General features: G+C 35.7%; 26 protein-coding genes and 1 pseudogene. 11 read left to right on the top strand and 16 right to left on the bottom strand.

Annotation, left to right across the window (positions count from 1 at the left end; translation table 11 throughout):
- Positions 1–18: 18 nt before the first annotated feature.
- The 4 genes from QJV33_RS07175 to QJV33_RS07160 are packed head-to-tail and all read right to left on the bottom strand — an operon-like array spanning position 19 to position 5,454.
- Positions 19–1,914 carry an NUDIX domain-containing protein gene (locus tag QJV33_RS07175; protein WP_281462682.1) on the bottom strand — a complete coding sequence of 632 codons (1,896 nt, stop codon included), beginning with the start codon at positions 1,912–1,914 and terminating at the stop codon, positions 19–21.
- Positions 1,907–2,719, bottom strand: coding sequence for a hypothetical protein (locus QJV33_RS07170; RefSeq protein ID WP_281462681.1), 813 nt, complete (start codon positions 2,717–2,719; stop codon positions 1,907–1,909). Before QJV33_RS07170 ends, QJV33_RS07175 begins: the two co-directional genes overlap by 8 nt.
- Positions 2,706–4,178 (bottom strand): anti-CBASS protein Acb1 family protein, encoded by a 1,473-nt coding sequence (locus QJV33_RS07165; protein WP_281462680.1) that lies wholly within the window; start codon positions 4,176–4,178, stop codon positions 2,706–2,708. The genes QJV33_RS07170 and QJV33_RS07165 overlap by 14 nt, the downstream gene beginning before the upstream one ends.
- On the bottom strand, positions 4,165–5,454 hold the full coding sequence (locus QJV33_RS07160; protein ID WP_281462679.1) for a PBSX family phage terminase large subunit: 1,290 nt from the start codon (positions 5,452–5,454) through the stop codon (positions 4,165–4,167). The genes QJV33_RS07165 and QJV33_RS07160 overlap by 14 nt, the downstream gene beginning before the upstream one ends.
- Before the next feature lie 320 nt (positions 5,455–5,774).
- Between QJV33_RS07160 and QJV33_RS07155 the strand changes: the two genes are divergently transcribed.
- Positions 5,775–6,017 carry a hypothetical protein gene (locus QJV33_RS07155; protein WP_281462678.1) on the top strand — a complete coding sequence of 81 codons (243 nt, stop codon included), beginning with the start codon at positions 5,775–5,777 and terminating at the stop codon, positions 6,015–6,017.
- A 111-nt stretch (positions 6,018–6,128) separates the two neighbouring features.
- Here QJV33_RS07155 and QJV33_RS07150 read toward each other — a convergent pair whose 3' ends face one another.
- The 9 genes and pseudogenes from QJV33_RS07150 to QJV33_RS07110 all read right to left on the bottom strand — a co-directional run bounded on the left by QJV33_RS07150 (position 6,129) and on the right by QJV33_RS07110 (position 11,428).
- A complete protein-coding gene (locus QJV33_RS07150) occupies positions 6,129–6,548 on the bottom strand; it encodes a terminase small subunit-like protein (RefSeq protein ID WP_281462677.1) in 420 nt (139 codons plus the stop codon).
- Positions 6,549–6,904: 356 nt separating this feature from the next.
- Positions 6,905–7,423 carry a hypothetical protein gene (locus QJV33_RS07145; protein WP_281462676.1) on the bottom strand — a complete coding sequence of 173 codons (519 nt, stop codon included), beginning with the start codon at positions 7,421–7,423 and terminating at the stop codon, positions 6,905–6,907.
- Between the two features lie 31 nt (positions 7,424–7,454).
- Positions 7,455–7,838, bottom strand: a pseudogene (gene ssb / locus QJV33_RS07140) (single-stranded DNA-binding protein); the annotation flags it as partial.
- Complete coding sequence (locus QJV33_RS07135; protein ID WP_281462674.1) at positions 7,838–8,542, bottom strand: phage antirepressor KilAC domain-containing protein; 705 nt, start codon at positions 8,540–8,542, stop codon at positions 7,838–7,840. The gene QJV33_RS07135 and the pseudogene ssb, both read right to left, overlap by 1 nt.
- Entirely contained in the window at positions 8,539–9,417 is an 879-nt protein-coding gene (locus tag QJV33_RS07130; RefSeq protein ID WP_281462673.1) for a hypothetical protein, read from the bottom strand. Before QJV33_RS07130 ends, QJV33_RS07135 begins: the two co-directional genes overlap by 4 nt.
- Positions 9,417–10,229: a hypothetical protein gene (locus QJV33_RS07125; RefSeq protein WP_281462672.1), complete on the bottom strand. Its 813-nt coding sequence runs from the start codon at positions 10,227–10,229 to the stop codon at positions 9,417–9,419. The genes QJV33_RS07130 and QJV33_RS07125 overlap by 1 nt, the downstream gene beginning before the upstream one ends.
- Complete coding sequence (locus QJV33_RS07120) at positions 10,229–10,606, bottom strand: hypothetical protein (protein ID WP_281462671.1); 378 nt, start codon at positions 10,604–10,606, stop codon at positions 10,229–10,231. Before QJV33_RS07120 ends, QJV33_RS07125 begins: the two co-directional genes overlap by 1 nt.
- 94 nt (positions 10,607–10,700) lie before the next feature.
- The gene (locus QJV33_RS07115) at positions 10,701–10,949 is read right to left on the bottom strand and encodes a DUF2312 domain-containing protein (RefSeq protein ID WP_281462670.1); all 249 of its coding nucleotides are present in this window, start codon (positions 10,947–10,949) and stop codon (positions 10,701–10,703) included.
- A gap of 131 nt (positions 10,950–11,080) precedes the next feature.
- Complete coding sequence (locus QJV33_RS07110) at positions 11,081–11,428, bottom strand: hypothetical protein (RefSeq protein WP_281462669.1); 348 nt, start codon at positions 11,426–11,428, stop codon at positions 11,081–11,083.
- A 245-nt stretch (positions 11,429–11,673) separates the two neighbouring features.
- Between QJV33_RS07110 and QJV33_RS07105 the strand changes: the two genes are divergently transcribed.
- On the top strand, positions 11,674–11,946 hold the full coding sequence (locus QJV33_RS07105; RefSeq protein ID WP_281462668.1) for a hypothetical protein: 273 nt from the start codon (positions 11,674–11,676) through the stop codon (positions 11,944–11,946).
- On the opposite strand, the gene QJV33_RS07100 is transcribed toward QJV33_RS07105, so the two are convergent.
- Complete coding sequence (locus QJV33_RS07100; RefSeq protein ID WP_281462667.1) at positions 11,915–12,112, bottom strand: hypothetical protein; 198 nt, start codon at positions 12,110–12,112, stop codon at positions 11,915–11,917. The genes QJV33_RS07105 and QJV33_RS07100 overlap by 32 nt on opposite strands.
- A 29-nt stretch (positions 12,113–12,141) precedes the next feature.
- A complete protein-coding gene (locus QJV33_RS07095) occupies positions 12,142–12,324 on the bottom strand; it encodes a helix-turn-helix domain-containing protein (RefSeq protein WP_281462666.1) in 183 nt (60 codons plus the stop codon).
- Between the two features lie 110 nt (positions 12,325–12,434).
- On the opposite strand from QJV33_RS07095, the gene QJV33_RS07090 reads away from it, so the two are divergent.
- The 9 genes from QJV33_RS07090 to QJV33_RS07050 all read left to right on the top strand — a co-directional run bounded on the left by QJV33_RS07090 (position 12,435) and on the right by QJV33_RS07050 (position 16,811).
- Complete coding sequence (locus tag QJV33_RS07090; RefSeq protein WP_281462665.1) at positions 12,435–12,761, top strand: helix-turn-helix domain-containing protein; 327 nt, start codon at positions 12,435–12,437, stop codon at positions 12,759–12,761.
- 172 nt (positions 12,762–12,933) lie between these two features.
- Positions 12,934–13,218, top strand: coding sequence for a MarR family transcriptional regulator (locus tag QJV33_RS07085; RefSeq protein WP_281462664.1), 285 nt, complete (start codon positions 12,934–12,936; stop codon positions 13,216–13,218).
- A gap of 157 nt (positions 13,219–13,375) precedes the next feature.
- Positions 13,376–13,690, top strand: coding sequence for a helix-turn-helix domain-containing protein (locus QJV33_RS07080; protein WP_281462663.1), 315 nt, complete (start codon positions 13,376–13,378; stop codon positions 13,688–13,690).
- A gap of 133 nt (positions 13,691–13,823) precedes the next feature.
- Positions 13,824–14,069, top strand: coding sequence for a hypothetical protein (locus tag QJV33_RS07075; RefSeq protein ID WP_281462662.1), 246 nt, complete (start codon positions 13,824–13,826; stop codon positions 14,067–14,069).
- A complete protein-coding gene (locus tag QJV33_RS07070) occupies positions 14,059–14,280 on the top strand; it encodes a hypothetical protein (protein WP_281462661.1) in 222 nt (73 codons plus the stop codon). Before QJV33_RS07075 ends, QJV33_RS07070 begins: the two co-directional genes overlap by 11 nt.
- Positions 14,273–15,178: a PD-(D/E)XK nuclease-like domain-containing protein gene (locus tag QJV33_RS07065; protein WP_281462660.1), complete on the top strand. Its 906-nt coding sequence runs from the start codon at positions 14,273–14,275 to the stop codon at positions 15,176–15,178. The genes QJV33_RS07070 and QJV33_RS07065 overlap by 8 nt, the downstream gene beginning before the upstream one ends.
- 2 nt (positions 15,179–15,180) lie before the next feature.
- Positions 15,181–16,203, top strand: coding sequence for an AAA family ATPase (locus tag QJV33_RS07060; RefSeq protein WP_281462659.1), 1,023 nt, complete (start codon positions 15,181–15,183; stop codon positions 16,201–16,203).
- Complete coding sequence (locus QJV33_RS07055; protein ID WP_281462658.1) at positions 16,196–16,516, top strand: hypothetical protein; 321 nt, start codon at positions 16,196–16,198, stop codon at positions 16,514–16,516. Before QJV33_RS07060 ends, QJV33_RS07055 begins: the two co-directional genes overlap by 8 nt.
- Positions 16,517–16,583: 67 nt before the next feature.
- The gene (locus QJV33_RS07050) at positions 16,584–16,811 is read left to right on the top strand and encodes a hypothetical protein (protein ID WP_281462657.1); all 228 of its coding nucleotides are present in this window, start codon (positions 16,584–16,586) and stop codon (positions 16,809–16,811) included.
- Here QJV33_RS07050 and QJV33_RS07045 read toward each other — a convergent pair.
- A complete protein-coding gene (locus QJV33_RS07045; protein WP_281462656.1) occupies positions 16,808–17,818 on the bottom strand; it encodes a site-specific integrase in 1,011 nt (336 codons plus the stop codon). The genes QJV33_RS07050 and QJV33_RS07045 overlap by 4 nt on opposite strands.
- Positions 17,819–17,872 lie beyond the last annotated feature (54 nt).

Genomic DNA, 17,872 nt, shown 5'->3' with positions numbered 1-17,872 from the left:
ATTTAAATCCTTAATGTATTAATTAAAAGCAACAACTCGATCACGAGTAGAGAAAGGGCGTAAAAACGCGCTAGGGCTTCCTGTTGGGGTGCGAATTGTTCTTGAGCCATCGTGTGTTTCAGTCACACGCATTTCACCTTTGCCAGTCAACTCAACACATGCTGCTTTCTCTGCTGCTTGTGGAACTTCCTCAAGAGCTATTTTCATAAGATTTGAATCTTTACGAACTGCCTCTAAACCAATTGCGCTCCAGCGAGGCGAATGTTGAATAACTCCACTTAAAACACGGGCACCATATTGGGCAGGACTTTCATAAGCTAAAGGAGTAGGAACACGTTTATTATGCATTTTATATGCCATTTCAAACCGCTGTTGACAGTCACTAATCGTTGTTCGTTCTTCGTCAGTCAACTCTTTACCCTGATCTTTACTTGCTAAGATAGCATCAACCGCTTTCTGATCCACATCCTCACCTTCCCTTTGGGTTCCGTTACCGTTGTCACCATCATTTTTTTTTTCAGACTGCAACTCGTCTTTTTTTTTGTCTTCTGGCGGTGGGGGTGGTTCTGCTGGAGGTTCGGAAGAATCTTGTTTAGATAATGCACCAACAATCTGCGTTCCCAACTCTTGGAACATCCCCTTTATTTCATCACGTGTAATGGGCTGACTGGCATTAGCTGCATTAGCAAGCATTGATTCAGCGCTATCTTGACGACCCGCATCAGCCCCTTCTTGTGTTTTACTTGTTGCCTCTTTTGCTTTTTCATATTGTTCACGAGCACGATCGAGATACTCTTGATCTTTATCAGTAAAATCACCATTTTCAATACGTTCTTTGGCAAGCTCAAGCTGTAATTCAAATTTGCGTTTGCTTTCTTCTAAAAAAGCATTATCGGCATCTCTTCTGCTTGAATCACTCCTTTTACTACTAACTTTTTCCATTAAACTTTTATAGCGATCATCTAAATCATTAGGCATAATAATTTTAGCTCCAATTTTATTAATATAATTAATAGGGGTTGATATCCCTGGTGGCACTTCCCCATCTTTATCCCAGACCCCATGTAAAACAATTGCCAAATGATCCACTACATAGGGGCTGTTTTCATACAAAGCTCGTTTATTCTTTTCGAAATAAACAGGCTGATTTTGTGAACGATTACTTACACATGGGCTTGTTGAATACGGTGTTTGCATAAGCATTTCTGAAAATAAAGCACTAGCAACCTTAACAATCGCCCAAACCTCTTGACCGAACACATAAGGTAAAATGACGGTTCCAACTTGCCTGTTTCTTAAATATTCAGTATCAACATTATCTTTTTCAGGATGGTCGAAAACTACCCTTACCCCATTACAAAGGTTTAAAAATTTCTTTGATAGAAATTCTTTTGGGTCTCTGTAAGTAATTTCTGTCTGATTATCTTCTAAATTGCGCTTCGCAGTTCCTGTGCCTGTTAAACGCATATCAAATAGATAATTACCATCAAAATATTGAGGTGAAGCTAGTTCACCTTTTGCAATAGCCTGGGATACATCATGTTCATCATAGCCACCCCATTTTATGGCGGTATAGACTGTATCCATACAATCGGAAGGCAATTTATCAATTGGAAATAAATGAGCATCTATCAACTCATCTGTATCTAAAGAAACTTCTTTTAATTCCTTTAATCGAAACGGAATAAAAGAAATAAACTTATCCTCAGACCATAGATTACAAAAACTATCCTCAACAGGTTTAGTTAATTCAATCCCTGTTTCTTCATACGTTTCACGTATAGCGGTCTCAAAAGGATTTTCATTACCCTCAGTATGCCCTCCAGGAAAACTCCAAAGATCATTATCTTTTCTTTTCACTAAAAGGATAGATTTCCCAACCTTAATCATGGCACATGCAACAAGGTTAACCATTGATATAGTCTTTCCCTTTTTTAGTTAAATAACTCTCTGGGATATCGTAAAGGGTAAAAAAATAGGTGCCGTAGCACCTGCAAAACGGTTCCTGTCCAAATCCATCAATATCATTGATGTATTGAATACCATCTTTTTTAATATAACCATTTTGGACAAAATAATTATCTTTATAAAAAAATAACTTTCTATCCCGCTCCTTGTGAGTTTTACGATAATTATAATTAACCTCTTGCCAATGACTATGCCATTCAACACATATTGCCCCTTGATCTTGAGCAATCGCCTCATTCACCGCAGCACTTAATTTATGACCTTGGTCAATTAATACTCTCCTTTCCTCAAAGGTCTGCCGAATCAGTGGTTTAATAATATCCTTTACAGCCTCTTTTGGTTTTTCTTTTGCCTCTGAAACACTGTTTGTTGGAATAGCAGAAAGCCATCCTGCAAAACGTTTTAAAGTGGCATTAACTTGTTGCTCTCGATTATGTTGTATTAAAGAAACAGAGAACATTACCCTTTCATCCAGATATTTCTGAGAATTTTCAGTTAACCTTGCTCTTGTGAAATTAAGTGTATTTCCTTTAAAGTTTTTTTGAAGGCTTTTTCTGGTTAATTGCTTTTTAACAATCCCTTTTAAATATTTATAGATAGGATCAGGATTGACGACTTTATTTTCATTTTTTAAAAGGCCTGAAAGCTCTTGTTGCCAAGATTGCATCATTTCATACGTAATTACGTCTATTTTTTCTGCGCTATCTTGAACTTTTTTTAAAAAAAGTAAAACACGTTTAAGCAGTGTCATTAGATTGCTCCTGCTTATTACCATTTGTTAAGCGATTTATTAAATCATCAGCCCCATTGATCTCTATAAACTCTTTAATTTCATCAGGATTGTAATCAATTTTAACTTTGTTGACACTTCGCAAATCGTTAAAATTATCCATCATCCAGCAAATCAGCTGGCTTTTTGTTTGTGGATCAACTTTGTCGTAAACACTTTCAAAGATGGTCTTCATAGAATTAATTTTCTTAACGTCACCATCTAGTATTTCAGCTTCAGTTTCAGTCAGAAATGAAGGGAAACTATAGGAAAAACTATTCTTTAACTCTTGGAACTTAACCTTATAAAGACGTTGTTTTTCTTCAAATGATGTTAAGTTCTTATCATAAAAAGAAGAATTTTTAGAATTTAAAGAGTCAATAAAATTAAAATCCCATGCCAACTCCATGACTAAATTGTCACAAAAATCAAATATCGGTTCAAGCCATTGACGTTTATTATCAATATGACGACCGATATTTTTGGTGTCCTCGGAACCTTCACCAAACCCACCTGTAAATTTTTGCCCATTAAGCAAGATTACAGGTAAATCAATAGCATTGGCAATATCCTCAATAATATGACGACGAGACGTATCTAAAGAGTTATCTACATTCGTCATATTTAACGTATCGATATCTTCATTAGTACCAATACTTAAAACATTATCATTACGGGCTTCTTGTAGTAAATTTCTTTTTTGATCATTAGCGGCTTCCTGAACTCTAGTAGCACTCCCACCTTGATTTAGTTTAGCCACAATCAAAGCAACCTTACGAGCCACCGTATTATCTGCTTCCATTACATCAAGATAAGATTGTAACAGTCCCGCACAGTTTTGAAATACACTACGCCCCGCATAACCATAAGCAGAGTTAATATACTCAATATAAATAGGGTCACCGTTACTGAGAATAATTGACCGATCTTTTGCCAATGCTGTGCCTGATCGATAAACATCTTTTAACTCTAAAAAATCTACAGAATCAATATTCTGATTGCCTGTAGCACTTCCTGCAATATTCAGCGCATCATAAACTAGCGGTGTGATCTTATAGTTATTTAGAGTTTTATCATCAGGTATTTTTTTATTATCCTCTACTCCATCAGCTTTAATAAACAGAGCTGCAATCCCGTATAAACGTGATGTAACCGCTAAATTACGGATAACTCTGGTAAGGTTTAATTCCTTCCATTTTTTATTAAATTGCTCTAATAGCTCAGGGCTTAACTCATGTTTGACGTTTAAAATCCTATCTTTATTCAAAGTCAAATCAATAGGAAGATCAACAATCCGTTTTCCTAATGGATGGTAAACGTAGAGTTGTTTACACAAATCATAAGACAAATAATCTGGGTTCATATAGTTAGGGTTGTGAAAAGTTTTATTGAATACCCTATTTAAACAAGCAAATCCTGACATATCATTATTCGATTGCATCAACCAATGAATCCTTTAACCCTATTGCTACGCCATACGCAAACGCATCTAATAAATCATCTTGTCTTTTATCTGCTTCCTTGTCCCCAGGAGAAAATGATACAACCTGTTTCACGAGATGATTTCTTGTGATGCCTCTGAATTTAGTTGTTTTATAATAAGCATGAAACGTAAACTTCACTTTTCCCTCGCGAACAACATCAGAAATAAGAATGCAACGCCGATCTTTTCCTAACGCTGTTAATTTTGAATCAATTGCATATACATCTAACCCTTGACTCATTGCCTGTTGAATGAGAACCGTCCCAACGGCTTTATCTTCCACGTATGCCCCAGCACTTCCTCTAATGGCTTGCGTTTGTACGGCTAAAATTTCCAAATTTGGGTAAACGACACTATTCATCCAATCTTTAAGTAAATACCCTTCTAACTCAACCAGATCCCAGTCGAGAAGAATAAGAGGATAATTTTCATCAAAAGTGTTTAATCCCCAATAACAAACAGCTGTTCCATCTTTACCTTCACCACCCTTCAAGGTTGTATCCACGGTGGCAAAAACTAAATTGATATGAAGGGGCGTTTCAACTGGCTTATTATCAACCAGAAAACATTCTTCTTTAAAAAACTCGCTAAGAGATTGTATGAAATCGCCTTCCCAAATATGATTATATTGAGCTGGGTTTGTTCTTAAACAATGTAATCGTTCTTTATTTAATTCTTCTGGAAACCAAAGATTATCACGCCAAGTAATTTTTTTGATAATTGCTTTTTGTTCTTGATCTATTACTAAACTATTTTTTAATAACTGAATCGGATCATTTTCGTCATCAGGATTCCAAGTAAACCATAATTCAGAATCCTTTTTACGAATGGTAGGTCTTAAAAAATCCAAACTCTTTTGACTAATTGTTTGAGCTTCTTCAATCCAAACAATATCAATTCCTTCGATAGATTTTATAGAGTCAATATTTCTAGCCAAACCTGTAAAAATAAATTCCGTATTATTTTTACCAAGTATTTTAGTATCTTTAACGTCATATAAGTTACTTAAACCATTTCTATGAATTGAATCGCACAGAAGTTGATGTACTGATTCTTGAATTGATTTTTGAAATTCACGTCCACAAATTACACGTAATGGTCTTTGCGCTCCCTGAAGGGTTAAAGCAGATGCCACAGCCCATGATTTACCACCTCCACGGCCACCGTTAAGCAATTTATACCGAGCTGGCACAAACAAATCTCTTGCCCATCTTGGAAACTTAATATCTGGCATATTTTACGATAAATAATTTTACAAAAAAGACATAAAAAAAGTGCAAAATTCCGAGGAAAAATGCACTTTATTACTTTACATATACCCCATAATGGGGCAATTTTATAAGTGTTGAGACAATGGGGTCTCAACATAATTGGAGAAAAAAGAATGGATTATATTCTTTTTCTCTGGTGGTTGCTTCAAATAGTGAAACTGGAACTTTCGCTATCTGAAAAAGGAATAAAGATTACGATCAGCATTCCTTTTAAAAACCACTAAGAGGGGTTGGGAGGGGAAACCTTCCCGATCTCTCTTAATTAAATATAAAAGGTTTTGATATGAAATACAAGATTGAAACAAAAGAAGATTTAGAAAAAGCCATTAAAGATTTAGGGTATAGCTACAGTGCATTTATCAGGGTAATGTCTAGCTACGGAGACTACAGAACTAACAAAGGGGCAAGAAACACGCTAGATCGTGAAAAATCAGGCGAAAGTAAAGTTGATCCAAAAACAATTGTGATAATTAACCTACTTGCCGAGATGAAAGAACGTGGTTTTTTACCAGCTGATCCTAAATAGCCAAATACAAAATCTGGTCGCTCGTCAATCCTTAAAACGTTCATATATTGCACAATCTTAATTTTGTCCGTAAACCAAGAGATATGATATTAAACGGAAATTATTTATTAGTTATGAGTTTTCGGAATTTGGTAATTTGGCTTCTTCAAAAATAACTGTAATACTTTTATCTGGCGACATGGTTCCATCAGAACTGGTCATATCTATTTTATCGCTATACTTCTTAGGAGCTTCCTTAGACATTTGCCATTTTTTTGCATCAATCTTCAATTTAGCTCGTTGCACAGCAACCATATCTTGCATATCTTCTGAAAGAATTTGATCGATTTCATCAAATCGAAAATCAGCCCTATCTTCACGCGCGCGCGCGTATTTGTCTTGAAACTCTTTTCTTTCATTTTTCCAAGCCATAACAGTCGAATAGCCTGGCATATCTTCATTTTCACATATCTTAAGTAAAGTTCCACCGCTCGCTATTTGCTCACAAATCTTATTCACAATTTCTTCTGAATATTTAGAGGGTCTAGCCATTTCTATACTTACTTAAATTATTTCTTAACTAATTCGGCGGGTTTAAAAAGAGTTCTTTCCCATTTCTTCCAATGCTTGCTGTACCATTCACACAAACAGTATCCAGGAGGTACAATCTCTATAATTCTCATCGTAGGATATGGTTTTTTCTTTTTATGCTTGACGACATCACCAATTTTTAAAAAGGATTGCTCTTATTTCACTGTTAACTTTACATCACAACAAAAAACGCCCCTAGTATTTACTTGGACGTTGATATATTTCCACAAGCATCAAGTGACTGTCATAATCACGACGCAATTCTTTGATGATGACACTACGTTAACACTATTTTCTGAATCGTACAATAGTATATTTTAAATATTTTCTATTGCCTCTTCTAATCGAATAAATGTAGACATAATTTGCCCCATCACAAAATCATTATTCCTGCCAATTACTGGGGCAATCTTTGAGGCATTCATATTAAATATAATTATCATTCTTAAAATTATTGTGTGATACTTCCCAACTTCTGCCTCGATATTCCTTATCATTTCAATTGCTTCTAATTGAGAATACTTTGGTTCCCAACGATTATGATTTGAATGTAACAAACTAACCCGAGCATATAAACCTTGGGCTGCACCCTCTGCCTTTTCAAATAGAATGGCGTATTTCTCTGCACAGTCTCTTTGCTCTTTAGTAATAGTTCCTCTGGATAACATTTCATCATAAACAGCTTTCACCCTTAACCGCTCAACCGTTTTCTTAGGATTTTCCTCGTCTTGCTCTTGAACGACTTCCAGCCGTCCAGAGTTCCATGGCTCTTGCAAGCCATGTTCTTTAACAATTTGAGGATAACGAGCTTGTGATTTTCTTTTAACTCTTGCCATTCATTATCCCCTAGAACGGTATTTCATCATCGAGATTATTATTTGATCCTGCTTGTGCCTGATCTTTGTTATCCATTGGCACTAAATCCCCGCGATAAGGACTGATAACAACCTCTGTGGTATAACGTTCTACGCCTTGTTGGTCTGTCCATTTACGGGTTTTTAATTGCCCCTCAACGTAAACCTTGCGACCTTTTGTAAGGTATTTTTCCGCGAAGTTTGCCAGATGTTCTTTGAAGACGACCACTCGATGCCATTCAGTAGCCTCTTTACGTTCACCCGTTTGCTTGTCGTTCCAACTTTCGCTGGTTGCCAATGTGAGATTAACAACCTTAGTCCCAGCCTGCGTTGTTCTAACCTCTGGATTTTGTCCAAGATGCCCGATAATGATGACTTTGTTTACACTGCCTGCCATTATGCAATCTCTCTTACAAAAATGGTTGCCAATTTTGCCAGACCTTTAGGAGTGATTAAAGCTTGTGTATAAATTTTTAGTTTACCTGAACGTGTATCTTCTGTTATTTGGTGCCACATCAAACCTTGTTCAATTTTATCTTGATAGGCAATCCAATTATCTTTTGCTTTACGCTTATATATCCATTTGTTATTGTTGAGATACTCTATGAGTTCAGATCGTTTCACCTTTAAACTTTTAGCAGCATCTGTAAAACACATAGATCCATTAGCATCAGTAAGTAAATCTAGCCCATCAGCCTTTGGCTTTAAAATACTGATTTCCTCTGCTTGATCTGCTGCTAAACGCAGGGCATCTGATAAGGTTTGGGGGATTTGAAATCGTGGTTGTGAAACAAGATCATCATAAGCACGAATAACTTGTAAATTAAAAGATGGACTGATCCACATTGCATAGGCGTAAACAAGTTCTTTAACAACATAAGTGCCTTGTTCAAGGCCACCTTTTACAATGGATATAGGCGATGCGCAAATTTGCGCATCGGTCAATTCCTCAACTAATTCCTTAGTTTGATCGTTCCTTAACCACATCTGAGGTCTTTTATTCAAATCACTTCCAGATGCACGATGACAATCATTTAAACAATAACGACCTTGATTATCTTGACGAATGAATGTTTGTGCAACGATTAATTGTTGGGTCATGCGAAAGCTCCTCGCTTTATTGGTTTCACAACAACACCCAGCTTACGCAATTCCTCTATCTGTCTTGCAGCTGAACGAATGGTATTGATTTTATCTTGAAGAATTAATTTAATTTGTTGGTCGTCAATCTGGTTCATTTGCTCTGTGAATAGTTGAATCAGGGCTTGACTATTCATATTAGCTGCATTTTGTGGAACATAGCTCTCAACAGCTTCTTTGATGGCTTTGTTTAATTCATCCAAAGGTTGTGTAATAGCGTTCAGGTAATTGATACGATGCTGTCGCTCTTGGTTTGCCTTATCTTGCAAATATTGACGGCGTTTTTCTTGCAATTCTCGTTGTTCACGGCGTTGATCTTCTTTGGTTTCAAAACCATACCCAACAATAGCTTTTAAGTTTTCAATTTCATTATCTAGGTCTTGTTTGGCTTGGTCTAAAACTGTTTCAATCTCGTTACCTGATGGAAAAAATTTGTTTAAATTTGCAATTTTACGAGTTGTTTCTTGTGTGAAAATACAAGCAGGATAATCAGCAAAAATGCTATAAAGGGCTTTCACTTTGAAATTAAAAATTTCTTGAGATAGAGAATTCGAAACACTCCCATTAACTAATTTAAAAACTTCTCTAAAAACTGCCATTGAAACAGGAACAGAAGATAATTTTAGGAAATGATCTAATGCTGCTTTAGCCTCGTTATGGCGTTCTTCACTAATTTTTGTTTTACCAAAAGTTCTCGCAATTTTTAAATCAGTCATTCCCTCACAAGAATAGCAATTGTAGCTTTTTTGATCTTTAAATTGCTTTGTCCAGGACGGTGCAGAAATATTCAACCAAACAGGCAAGGATACGGAAGATTTTTCAATAATTTCGTTCATTATACGTTCCCCCAAAGTTGGTTATCTTCTTCGATCATCCAATCAAGATTATGTGGTTTTTTGGCAGGGTGTTGTTGGTTTTGCTTAGGAAAATGATGGACATTTCCCCAATCTCTTGCTTTTCGACACCAGGTTTTCCACGTCAAAGACCAATCCATTTTGATTGCATCTTTTCCAGCCTTGGCGTGCCAATATCCACAAAAATCCTCAATCGTTCGAATAACATCAAGTCCACGGTTACGGGCGTATTCTCGATCCTCCTCATCCGGCAACCAATCGTCAGGAAGCCTTGAACCATGTTTTGATTTAGCTTGGGGGGTATTTATATCTTTAGGGGGTATATCTAATTTATTAGATATATCTTTTCTATTTATATTCTTTTCTTTTATAGGGGGTGTTGTTTTTGGCTTTAAACTGCCATTCTGCTCGGCATTTTGCCGCGGTTTTGCCGTCGTTTTGCCGTCACTTTGCGCGCATTTTGAATGCAAATTGCAGGCAAATTGGTCAAATTTAGAGCTGGGAATGATAATTGTGCCATCTTCCAATTGCTCACATAAACCAACTTCTACTAAAATCGGTAAAACTCTTTTAAGTTTCTTTAAATCTTTACCTAAGACCTTAGCAAGATCACTAATTGATAATGGTTTACCATTGACTTTAAAATGCCCCATCTCTTCATAAGATAGGGATTTGTAAAACATTGTTGTCCAAATATTTTGAGCTGCATCATCAATGCTGTTTAACGTTCCATCACAAAGGACAGCCCTATAGTCAAGTTGGATATAATATTGATTTGAAGGAATACGAGCCATTACACAGCCTCACTTTGATGAAATTCAAGATTGCCATCTGTATCACGGATCAAATAACCCTTTTCTTCTAACTCTTGAGCTGCTTGGCGAATGATTTTTATATCAATTTTCTTAATCTCATCTGGATCACATTCATAATCAGATAACTCTTGGAAATTAATTTGATCTAAACGTGAAAGTCCGTTTGTAATGGGCAAAGCAAAAGCAAATTTAGATTGTACTTCTTTTAAACCAATTAAAAAGTCCAGCTTATCGATAACTTTTTGCGTCTTTCTTGATACTTCCCAATTTATATGTGAGAGATAAAAAATATCAATGATATTGAGTTTAAAAACTTCTTTCTTTACAACTTGCCTGTTGTTCTCTATTTTTGTCATTGCTCTTTCCTTTAGAATTGTGAGCCATTGTGAGGAGCCTCGTCGCCAAACTTTGCATCCTCACAATGATTTAATTGATTGTTTTGACTATTCATTACATCCCCAATGCTTGACGATATACATCAAACAAATTCTCTTGTTCTTCTATCTCGGACGGCTTTTTTTTACGTGCGCTGATGATACGTCGAATGACAGGCACATCAAAACCCGCTGATTTTGCCTCGGCGTAAATATCCTTGATATCATCAGCCAAACCTTTACGTTCTTCTTCGATACGCTCGATCCGTTCAATGAGGCTGCGTAATCGATCCGCTGCAATGCCGCCTACTTCTGGTTCACTCATGGGTTATTTCCTTTTTACTCTTCAAATGTTCTTTGATTTTCTTGGCTATATTCAAATGCTGCTCTGCTTTATTTTTTAATGATAAAGCTTTGTTTAACAATCGATGACCAATACATTCATGATATTTGTGCCTAAGGGAATTGATGAAAGACATGTTCGATTTCCTTACTGACTTGTTCTATTCTTTGTTGCAAGATCATTTCTCTATGTTCCATATTTTGAATAGCTAACTCATTAAACTTGCGATATGCATTTGTTACTTGCGCATAAATATGCACAGGAATGATTTTCCATTCAGAATAATAAAGACGCTTGACTTGACCTTCATTTAGTCCTGTTTTACGCGCTAAAGATCCGAACACAACTTTCAAAGGCTGATCTTTTTCCAGCTCTGCCATATTTTTAAGCATGGCTTGCGCTTGATCTGAAAACGCAGCTGCATTCATTCGTTCTCTCTCCGCAGAAAATTTTTCTCTCATAACAGAATTTTATACCTCCATATTAACAATCATGAAGAGACTGCTTATATGGAGGACGGAAAGCATGAACCCAATGGATCAAAGCAATGATACTATCCAAAAGATTCATCTGGTTCATACTTTCCCCTTTCCCCTCAACACATTGAAAAGAAAGGGCAGAGTATGGCGGGAAAGGAATTTGACTCCCTTTCCCATTTGCCTCATGATAAATGTTCCGACACAATTACAATCATGAGGAAACTGTTATGAAAACAGACCCGAATTATGCAATTGAACTCTTGAAAGAACTTGAAGGATTTTTTCCAAATGGCGTAATGAAGGAAAAATATGATGATGAAAATACTGATAAATATAATAAACGATTTGCACATTTAACTTTTTTAATTGATGAGGGATACATTGCAGAAATTCCATCTGATATAAGTAAAAATAGAACAACAAGAACCTATAGAATTAACAGTAAAGGAATTATTTTTTTAAATGGATTTAATCTGCATAACCATCTAAAAAGCCCCTAATATATTCCGTTGGAGTATTGTTCGAAATTAACATCAGCAAATATCCAAGTATAAAAAGATGATCTATATCCTCTTTCTTTTCGGCTGTTTGTTTAAAACCAACTAATATTCCATGCTTATCAGTAATAGTTTGAAGTCCAAACCTTTGTAAAAAATCTTCACTCATCCCTCTACCCTTTCTTTAAATATGTCGGACTAACAAAAATCTTCAAAACTAACTTCACCATTAGTTAAGACAATTATTTCTTTAATTTTAGATAAAGAAGGACGCATAACACCATTTACCCATCTTGAAACAGAAGATTGTTTTACATCTATCAAATCCCCTATTTCCTTTTGTGATAAGTTGTTCTTATCCATCCAATCAGCTAATCGCATATTTCTATCTCATGTTAATACTATATTTATACGTTTAACGTATATTTATAGAGAAAGCAATATACTTTTGATGATATAAAATTTATAAAGACTATAATGTAAAATAAAGTATGGACATTATTTCGACAAAAAAATACAAACACCTCAAAGAATGGAGAAAGCACTTTAAACTTTCTCAAGAAAAGCTTGCCGAAAAACTGGACTCCACTCAACCAACAATAATGAGATGGGAGAGTGGAACAATGGCTATTGATGATGAAACATTTGAAAAAATAGCAAAAACACTAGGAATTGAACCAATCAAGCTAATGGTTTCTCCTAAAGATGCCTCTACTATAGATTTTTTATCTAAAATGAATAAAATAATACAAAATATGGACGACGAAACAAAACTCCAATGGATATCGTTAGGTGAAAAGCTGACAGATAAAAAATAATATTCGTAAAACGTATATTTTATTATTGACAATTATTCGTATAACGTATAATTATACCCCTATGGCCACGATGGTCATGGGGTTTTTGGTGTTAGAATCGTTATCGCCCAAATCGACACCATCAAAAAGACGGTTCATCCGAATCGTTGCCCCTTTTTAAAAGGAGAAAGTGATGATTGACCAATTTAAAATTATCAAAAAGGCGGCAATGGATCCATTCCTACTCATTCCTCGCCAACTTGCTATCCTATCATCTATATATGTAGACGGTATTCATGAAAGCGTTATGGTTTATGCCGAAAAATATAATCTGTCGAAACCAGCCGTTACCAGAGCGCTTGATCGATTGGAAGAATGTCAATTAATCGAACGAAAAGTTGATCGTGAAGATAGACGTAAAATTATCGTCACCCCAACCCCTCAGGGTCAAGAATATATTAACAACCTAATGGCTTAATATAATCCCCAGCGGGAAGACCATGACGGAATCGATACAGCCACGGTCTTAAATCTTATTTACGGGTCAAAGAACAGGTGTTGATTTATTATTAATTTAAACTAAATTTATTGTCAATTAATTATTTAGCTAAACTAAATCAATGAATGGAATATTGATGTTAACTATTCTTATGAACATAGGACAAAGTTTAAGAAAATTCAGAGAAAGTAAAAACTTAGGGCAAGCGGATATAGCTGCCATAGTTGATACGTCAATTCCAACCATTAGCCATTGGGAAAATGGTAGATATTACCCTGAATTTCCAAAGCTAATAGCTTTAGCAGAATACTTTAACATAAAGGTTGTTGACCTAATTTCTTTTGGTCAAGAATCCAAGGATAAAATATCTGATGAAGAGATCAAACTTATTAAAAAATACAGAGAAGCACCTGAAAATATCAGAGACTCAATTAAGCTCATCTTAAAATAATTTTTTAATTTAGTTAAACTTAATAATATTTCTTGACTTATATATTTAGTTAAACTTAATATTAATCATACTAAAACAAGAGGCTAGCTCTTCTGCCCTCTAGCCCCTTATCCAACCCCCAAAGGAGTTTAACATGCATCTATCATGCAAAAAAATACTTACCTTAATTCCAGATTTTTTACAACAACGACGAGAAGCTAACGAGCTCAAAATAAAAGAATTAGAAGATCAAATCAAATACCGCAATCGTCACGCTGATATTTACAATCAACGACATCCCAAACATGCCAAAGAATGCCGCCAAATAGCCCAAAAACTACAATGGAAACTCGATAAACTAGCCAACAATAACACATGGAGAATGAGCCATGGAAAATAAACTCTCAGATTTCATCAATGCCTTAATCGAAGAGAATAAAAAACTACATATCGATAACGACATTAAAGACAAAAAAATCGAAATGCTTCTTAGTCAATTAAGAGAATGGGAAACTGTTTTTTCAACCGATCACCTAACCAATATCGATTCACAAATATTTCATATAAACGAAAATATGTTCCCCCAACACAATGGAGGGGGCAATGGTTAATTACCCTTCAAACTTTGAAATTACTGAACCTGACATCTATTACGATATGCCAGCGTCAATCTATCATAATGATCCATGCCCTACCCCCAGCCTGTCCAACAGCCTCATTCGGGATTTATTGGATAAAAGCCCTTATCACGCAGCATGGAAACATCCAAGGTTCATCACACCTAACAAGAAGGAAAAAGAACCTACTAAAGATATGATAATGGGAACAGTGCTTCATAATCTTATTTTAAACAAAGGGAACGATATTTGGATCATACGTTATGATGATTATAGAAATCCAAAAGCTAAGGAATTAAAGCAAGAAGCATTTTCTGCAAACAAAACACCAATCTTAGAAAAATGCTTTGATAATATTTATGAATGTGCAAAAACGGCGTTAAGTAAGTTAAAACTTCATGTCATCAGCGATGCTTTCTTTTCCAAAAGTGATAATGAAGTCGTTATGTCATGGCAGGAAGGTAATATTTGGTGTCGATCCATGATCGATAAACTACCAAAGAACCCTACATATCCAATCTTTGATATCAAAGGAACAAACTGGTCTGGGTCGCCTTTTGAATGGCAAAATAAACTCATGACTACATATAGAACGCAAGGCGTTTTTTATGAAAGAGGTCTAAAAAAATTAACAGGACAAAAAAGACCACCTACTCATTTTGTCGTTATAGAAATGTTTGAACCTTTTGAAGTTTCCGTTTTCACGATTGATAATCAACTACAAGAACTTGCTGAACAAGAAATAGAACGAGCCATTAAACTATGGGAAGCAACAATTCAAAAAGATGATCTTGATGGATATACCGATCAAATCGTGTGTGTTGAACCTAAACCTTGGGTAATTCGTCAAATTGAAGAACAAAATTATTACTATGAAGCAATGGGGGTTTAATTATGAGTTTCACTTTACAACCTGCTGTTCGTCAAAAAATCAATTTACTTTTTGCTATTGCTGGAGCCTCTGGCTCTGGGAAAACATATTCAGCCCTTTTATTGGCACAAGGGATTGCTGGTGACAACGGAAAGATTGCCGTTATTGATACCGAAGCTGGACGCTCTTTGCAATATGCACCAAAAAACGGTGAACAAGCAGACCATAACAAAGGAACATTTAATTTTCTTCATTTGGATTTTGTTCCTCCTTTTACACCAGAACGTTATATAGAAGCAATTCAAACCTGTGAGCAAGCTGGCGCATCTGTAATTGTTATCGACAGCGCATCTCATGAATGGAATGGTGAAGGTGGTATTGTTGAGATGTCTGATGGAATAGCTCTAAGAAAAGCAACAGACAATCAAACTGGCGAAATTAATTTTAAAAAACTAGAAGCTGTTAAAATGCTCTCTTGGGCTGAACCTAAAAAACAACATAAGAAGATGATGGCTAAACTAACACAAGTTAGAAGTCATATTATTTTTTGCTTACGTGCTGAAGAAAAAGTTAAACCTATTAAAAATCATAAAGGGTTTACTGAGGTTGTTAATCAAGGATTTCAACCTATTTGCGAAAAAGGCTTTATGTTTGAAATGACAGCATCTTTAACCTTAGAGCCAACAAACCCTGGAAAGCCTAATTATGAGTTAGACAAAAAACTTAATAGAGATATGCAAGTAATTTTCCAAAATGGTCAGCTAATTAGCGTTGAACATGGAAAGAGATTGAAAGAGTGGTCTGAAAGCGGTTGCGATATTGAACCCAAGAAATCACAACTTGAGCAAAACTATGAACGTCTTGCAAATACGTTATCACAAGTTAAAGATCGCACTCAATTAGAGAAAATTACGGGTCACAAAGCAACCATCAACCTTCGCAAAGAATTAGTAGAAAAAGAGCCAATATGGGCTGGCATCATAGATGACCTCATTGAACAAGCGCTCCGTGAATTTGATAACGAGGAGGCACAAGCAGATGTGTAACCTCAAAGAAAATACACTTTACCGTTATGATTGTAATGTTGAGAAAGAGGTAAGAGGAAAAAATCTAAGGCATGACCAAATTGTCAATATCTATGGAACGACATCAATCTACGATGAAGATAGACACGGTTGGCAAGAACAACCAGAAATGTGGCTATTTAACGCAAGCCTGAACAAGAGCTATGCTTGGTGTGGTTATAATGCAGACGGAGAAATTTCTTATATTTTACCTCAAGATGCCGAACGCTTAATGATAGTTTCAGACAAAAATACAAACAATATCGAGGTATTTAACTCATGCTCATCGCAATAATACTCATAATGATCTCCAGCTTTTGGCTGGGATACGCAATTAACGATTTTATAAATGGATGTGGGGAATGAAAACGCAATCGAAGGTAGTTGGTTATGAAGGGTTGGCATGTTTGTTAGGATATTCAAAAAAATATGTAGCCACACTAAAAAGCAAACATCCTGAAAGATTACCACCACCAATTAGGACTTCAAAAACAAAATGGCATGTGGATATCGTGAATGACTGGCTTAAAGACGATAAAAACAACAAACCAGCCAGAGGGCGGAAGAGGAAAGAACATAATGTCTTCTAATCTAATTTTTTTGCTATTTTACTTGCGTCCGGATTATAATAAGTGCTACGCAACAGATTAATATCTTTGTGACCTGTTACAGCAGATAGTTCTAAGGGATTAGAAAGTTTCTCAGCAAATTGCGTAGTAGCCTCTCGTCTTGCGTCATGAAATCTTATATTTTCTAGTCCCACCGCAATCTTAGCCTTTCTGAATGTAGAACTTAGCACATCTGGGGTAACCGCAACGACCCTGACATTTTTGCTTTGAGGAATTAATAATTTTAACAAAGATTTCGCTTTGGTAGACAAAGGAACATTTCTTTCATCTCCGTTCTTGGTCATATCAAGATGAATATAGGATTCCTCAAGATACAAATCTCCCCATGTGAATGAACATATCTCGCCCCTACGCATTGCTGTTGCCAAAGCCAAACAAAAAGCAAAAGCTACCCATTGGCTTGTCGTTACAGGTGGTGTTTTCATATCCCAATTGAGCTGTTCAATAATCTTTAATTTATTTTCCTCTGATATTCGTTGATTGCGTGGTCTAGGATTTTTGGGTTGTTGAATCATCTGGACGGGGTTGTGAGATAAATCTACTCCCCATTCTTTAATCGCCGTATTTAAGATTGCTGATATTAGAATTAACTCTCGCTTGACAGTCAATGGTTGAACTTGAGTTAATCTTTTGTCACGCCAAACAGCTAATGCCTTATTAGTCAATCTTTCAATAGGGATTGCAAAAGCAGGATCTCGACAGAGTTTTTCGATTCGAATTTTTTCTTTAACGAACCCTCTTTTTTTAGGCGAAACCGTATTTTTATACTTTTCAAAAACATCAATAACGCTTAAAGCCTCATTGACAATTATTTCTTGTTCAAGATTTTCGTCATTTAAAATCATAGCTTCCATTTGATAAGCCCATACTTCAGCTTGAGCTTTAGTATCAAAGGTTGCGGATAAACGTTTACCTTTGCGATTTATCTGCACCCGAAACGATCCATTTCTTTTAATAATAGTTGCCATGATACATCTTTCAATACGAGCCTATTTTGTCATTATATCATGGTGTAGTTTGGT

The sequence above is a fragment of the Commensalibacter nepenthis genome (assembly GCF_029953305.1).
Lineage (GTDB): Bacteria > Pseudomonadota > Alphaproteobacteria > Acetobacterales > Acetobacteraceae > Commensalibacter > Commensalibacter nepenthis.
Note: the sequence above shows the minus strand (reverse complement) of the source record. Positions and strands in the feature narration are given on the sequence as shown.

Bases quoted from the DNA above. Each gene is read 5' to 3' on its own strand.
- QJV33_RS07145 (WP_281462676.1), bottom strand. From the start codon at position 7,423: ATGGCAAGAGTTAAAAGAAAATCACAAGCTCGTTATCCTCAAATTGTT.
- QJV33_RS07095 (WP_281462666.1), bottom strand. From the start codon at position 12,324: ATGCGATTAGCTGATTGGATGGATAAGAACAACTTATCACAAAAGGAA.
- QJV33_RS07045 (WP_281462656.1), bottom strand. From the start codon at position 17,818: ATGGCAACTATTATTAAAAGAAATGGATCGTTTCGGGTGCAGATAAAT.
- QJV33_RS07080 (WP_281462663.1), top strand. From the start codon at position 13,376: ATGTTAACTATTCTTATGAACATAGGACAAAGTTTAAGAAAATTCAGA.
- QJV33_RS07135 (WP_281462674.1), bottom strand. From the start codon at position 8,542: ATGACCCAACAATTAATCGTTGCACAAACATTCATTCGTCAAGATAAT.
- QJV33_RS07060 (WP_281462659.1), top strand. From the start codon at position 15,181: ATGAGTTTCACTTTACAACCTGCTGTTCGTCAAAAAATCAATTTACTT.
- QJV33_RS07075 (WP_281462662.1), top strand. From the start codon at position 13,824: ATGCATCTATCATGCAAAAAAATACTTACCTTAATTCCAGATTTTTTA.
- QJV33_RS07065 (WP_281462660.1), top strand. From the start codon at position 14,273: ATGGTTAATTACCCTTCAAACTTTGAAATTACTGAACCTGACATCTAT.
- QJV33_RS07070 (WP_281462661.1), top strand. From the start codon at position 14,059: ATGGAAAATAAACTCTCAGATTTCATCAATGCCTTAATCGAAGAGAAT.
- QJV33_RS07165 (WP_281462680.1), bottom strand. From the start codon at position 4,178: ATGCAATCGAATAATGATATGTCAGGATTTGCTTGTTTAAATAGGGTA.
- QJV33_RS07100 (WP_281462667.1), bottom strand. From the start codon at position 12,112: ATGAGTGAAGATTTTTTACAAAGGTTTGGACTTCAAACTATTACTGAT.
- QJV33_RS07160 (WP_281462679.1), bottom strand. From the start codon at position 5,454: ATGCCAGATATTAAGTTTCCAAGATGGGCAAGAGATTTGTTTGTGCCA.
- QJV33_RS07130 (WP_281462673.1), bottom strand. From the start codon at position 9,417: ATGAACGAAATTATTGAAAAATCTTCCGTATCCTTGCCTGTTTGGTTG.
- QJV33_RS07155 (WP_281462678.1), top strand. From the start codon at position 5,775: ATGAAATACAAGATTGAAACAAAAGAAGATTTAGAAAAAGCCATTAAA.
- QJV33_RS07170 (WP_281462681.1), bottom strand. From the start codon at position 2,719: ATGACACTGCTTAAACGTGTTTTACTTTTTTTAAAAAAAGTTCAAGAT.
- QJV33_RS07085 (WP_281462664.1), top strand. From the start codon at position 12,934: ATGATTGACCAATTTAAAATTATCAAAAAGGCGGCAATGGATCCATTC.
- QJV33_RS07120 (WP_281462671.1), bottom strand. From the start codon at position 10,606: ATGACAAAAATAGAGAACAACAGGCAAGTTGTAAAGAAAGAAGTTTTT.
- QJV33_RS07115 (WP_281462670.1), bottom strand. From the start codon at position 10,949: ATGAGTGAACCAGAAGTAGGCGGCATTGCAGCGGATCGATTACGCAGC.
- QJV33_RS07150 (WP_281462677.1), bottom strand. From the start codon at position 6,548: ATGGCTAGACCCTCTAAATATTCAGAAGAAATTGTGAATAAGATTTGT.
- QJV33_RS07050 (WP_281462657.1), top strand. From the start codon at position 16,584: ATGAAAACGCAATCGAAGGTAGTTGGTTATGAAGGGTTGGCATGTTTG.
- QJV33_RS07175 (WP_281462682.1), bottom strand. From the start codon at position 1,914: ATGGTTAACCTTGTTGCATGTGCCATGATTAAGGTTGGGAAATCTATC.
- QJV33_RS07105 (WP_281462668.1), top strand. From the start codon at position 11,674: ATGAAAACAGACCCGAATTATGCAATTGAACTCTTGAAAGAACTTGAA.
- QJV33_RS07055 (WP_281462658.1), top strand. From the start codon at position 16,196: ATGTGTAACCTCAAAGAAAATACACTTTACCGTTATGATTGTAATGTT.
- QJV33_RS07125 (WP_281462672.1), bottom strand. From the start codon at position 10,229: ATGGCTCGTATTCCTTCAAATCAATATTATATCCAACTTGACTATAGG.
- QJV33_RS07090 (WP_281462665.1), top strand. From the start codon at position 12,435: ATGGACATTATTTCGACAAAAAAATACAAACACCTCAAAGAATGGAGA.
- QJV33_RS07110 (WP_281462669.1), bottom strand. From the start codon at position 11,428: ATGAGAGAAAAATTTTCTGCGGAGAGAGAACGAATGAATGCAGCTGCG.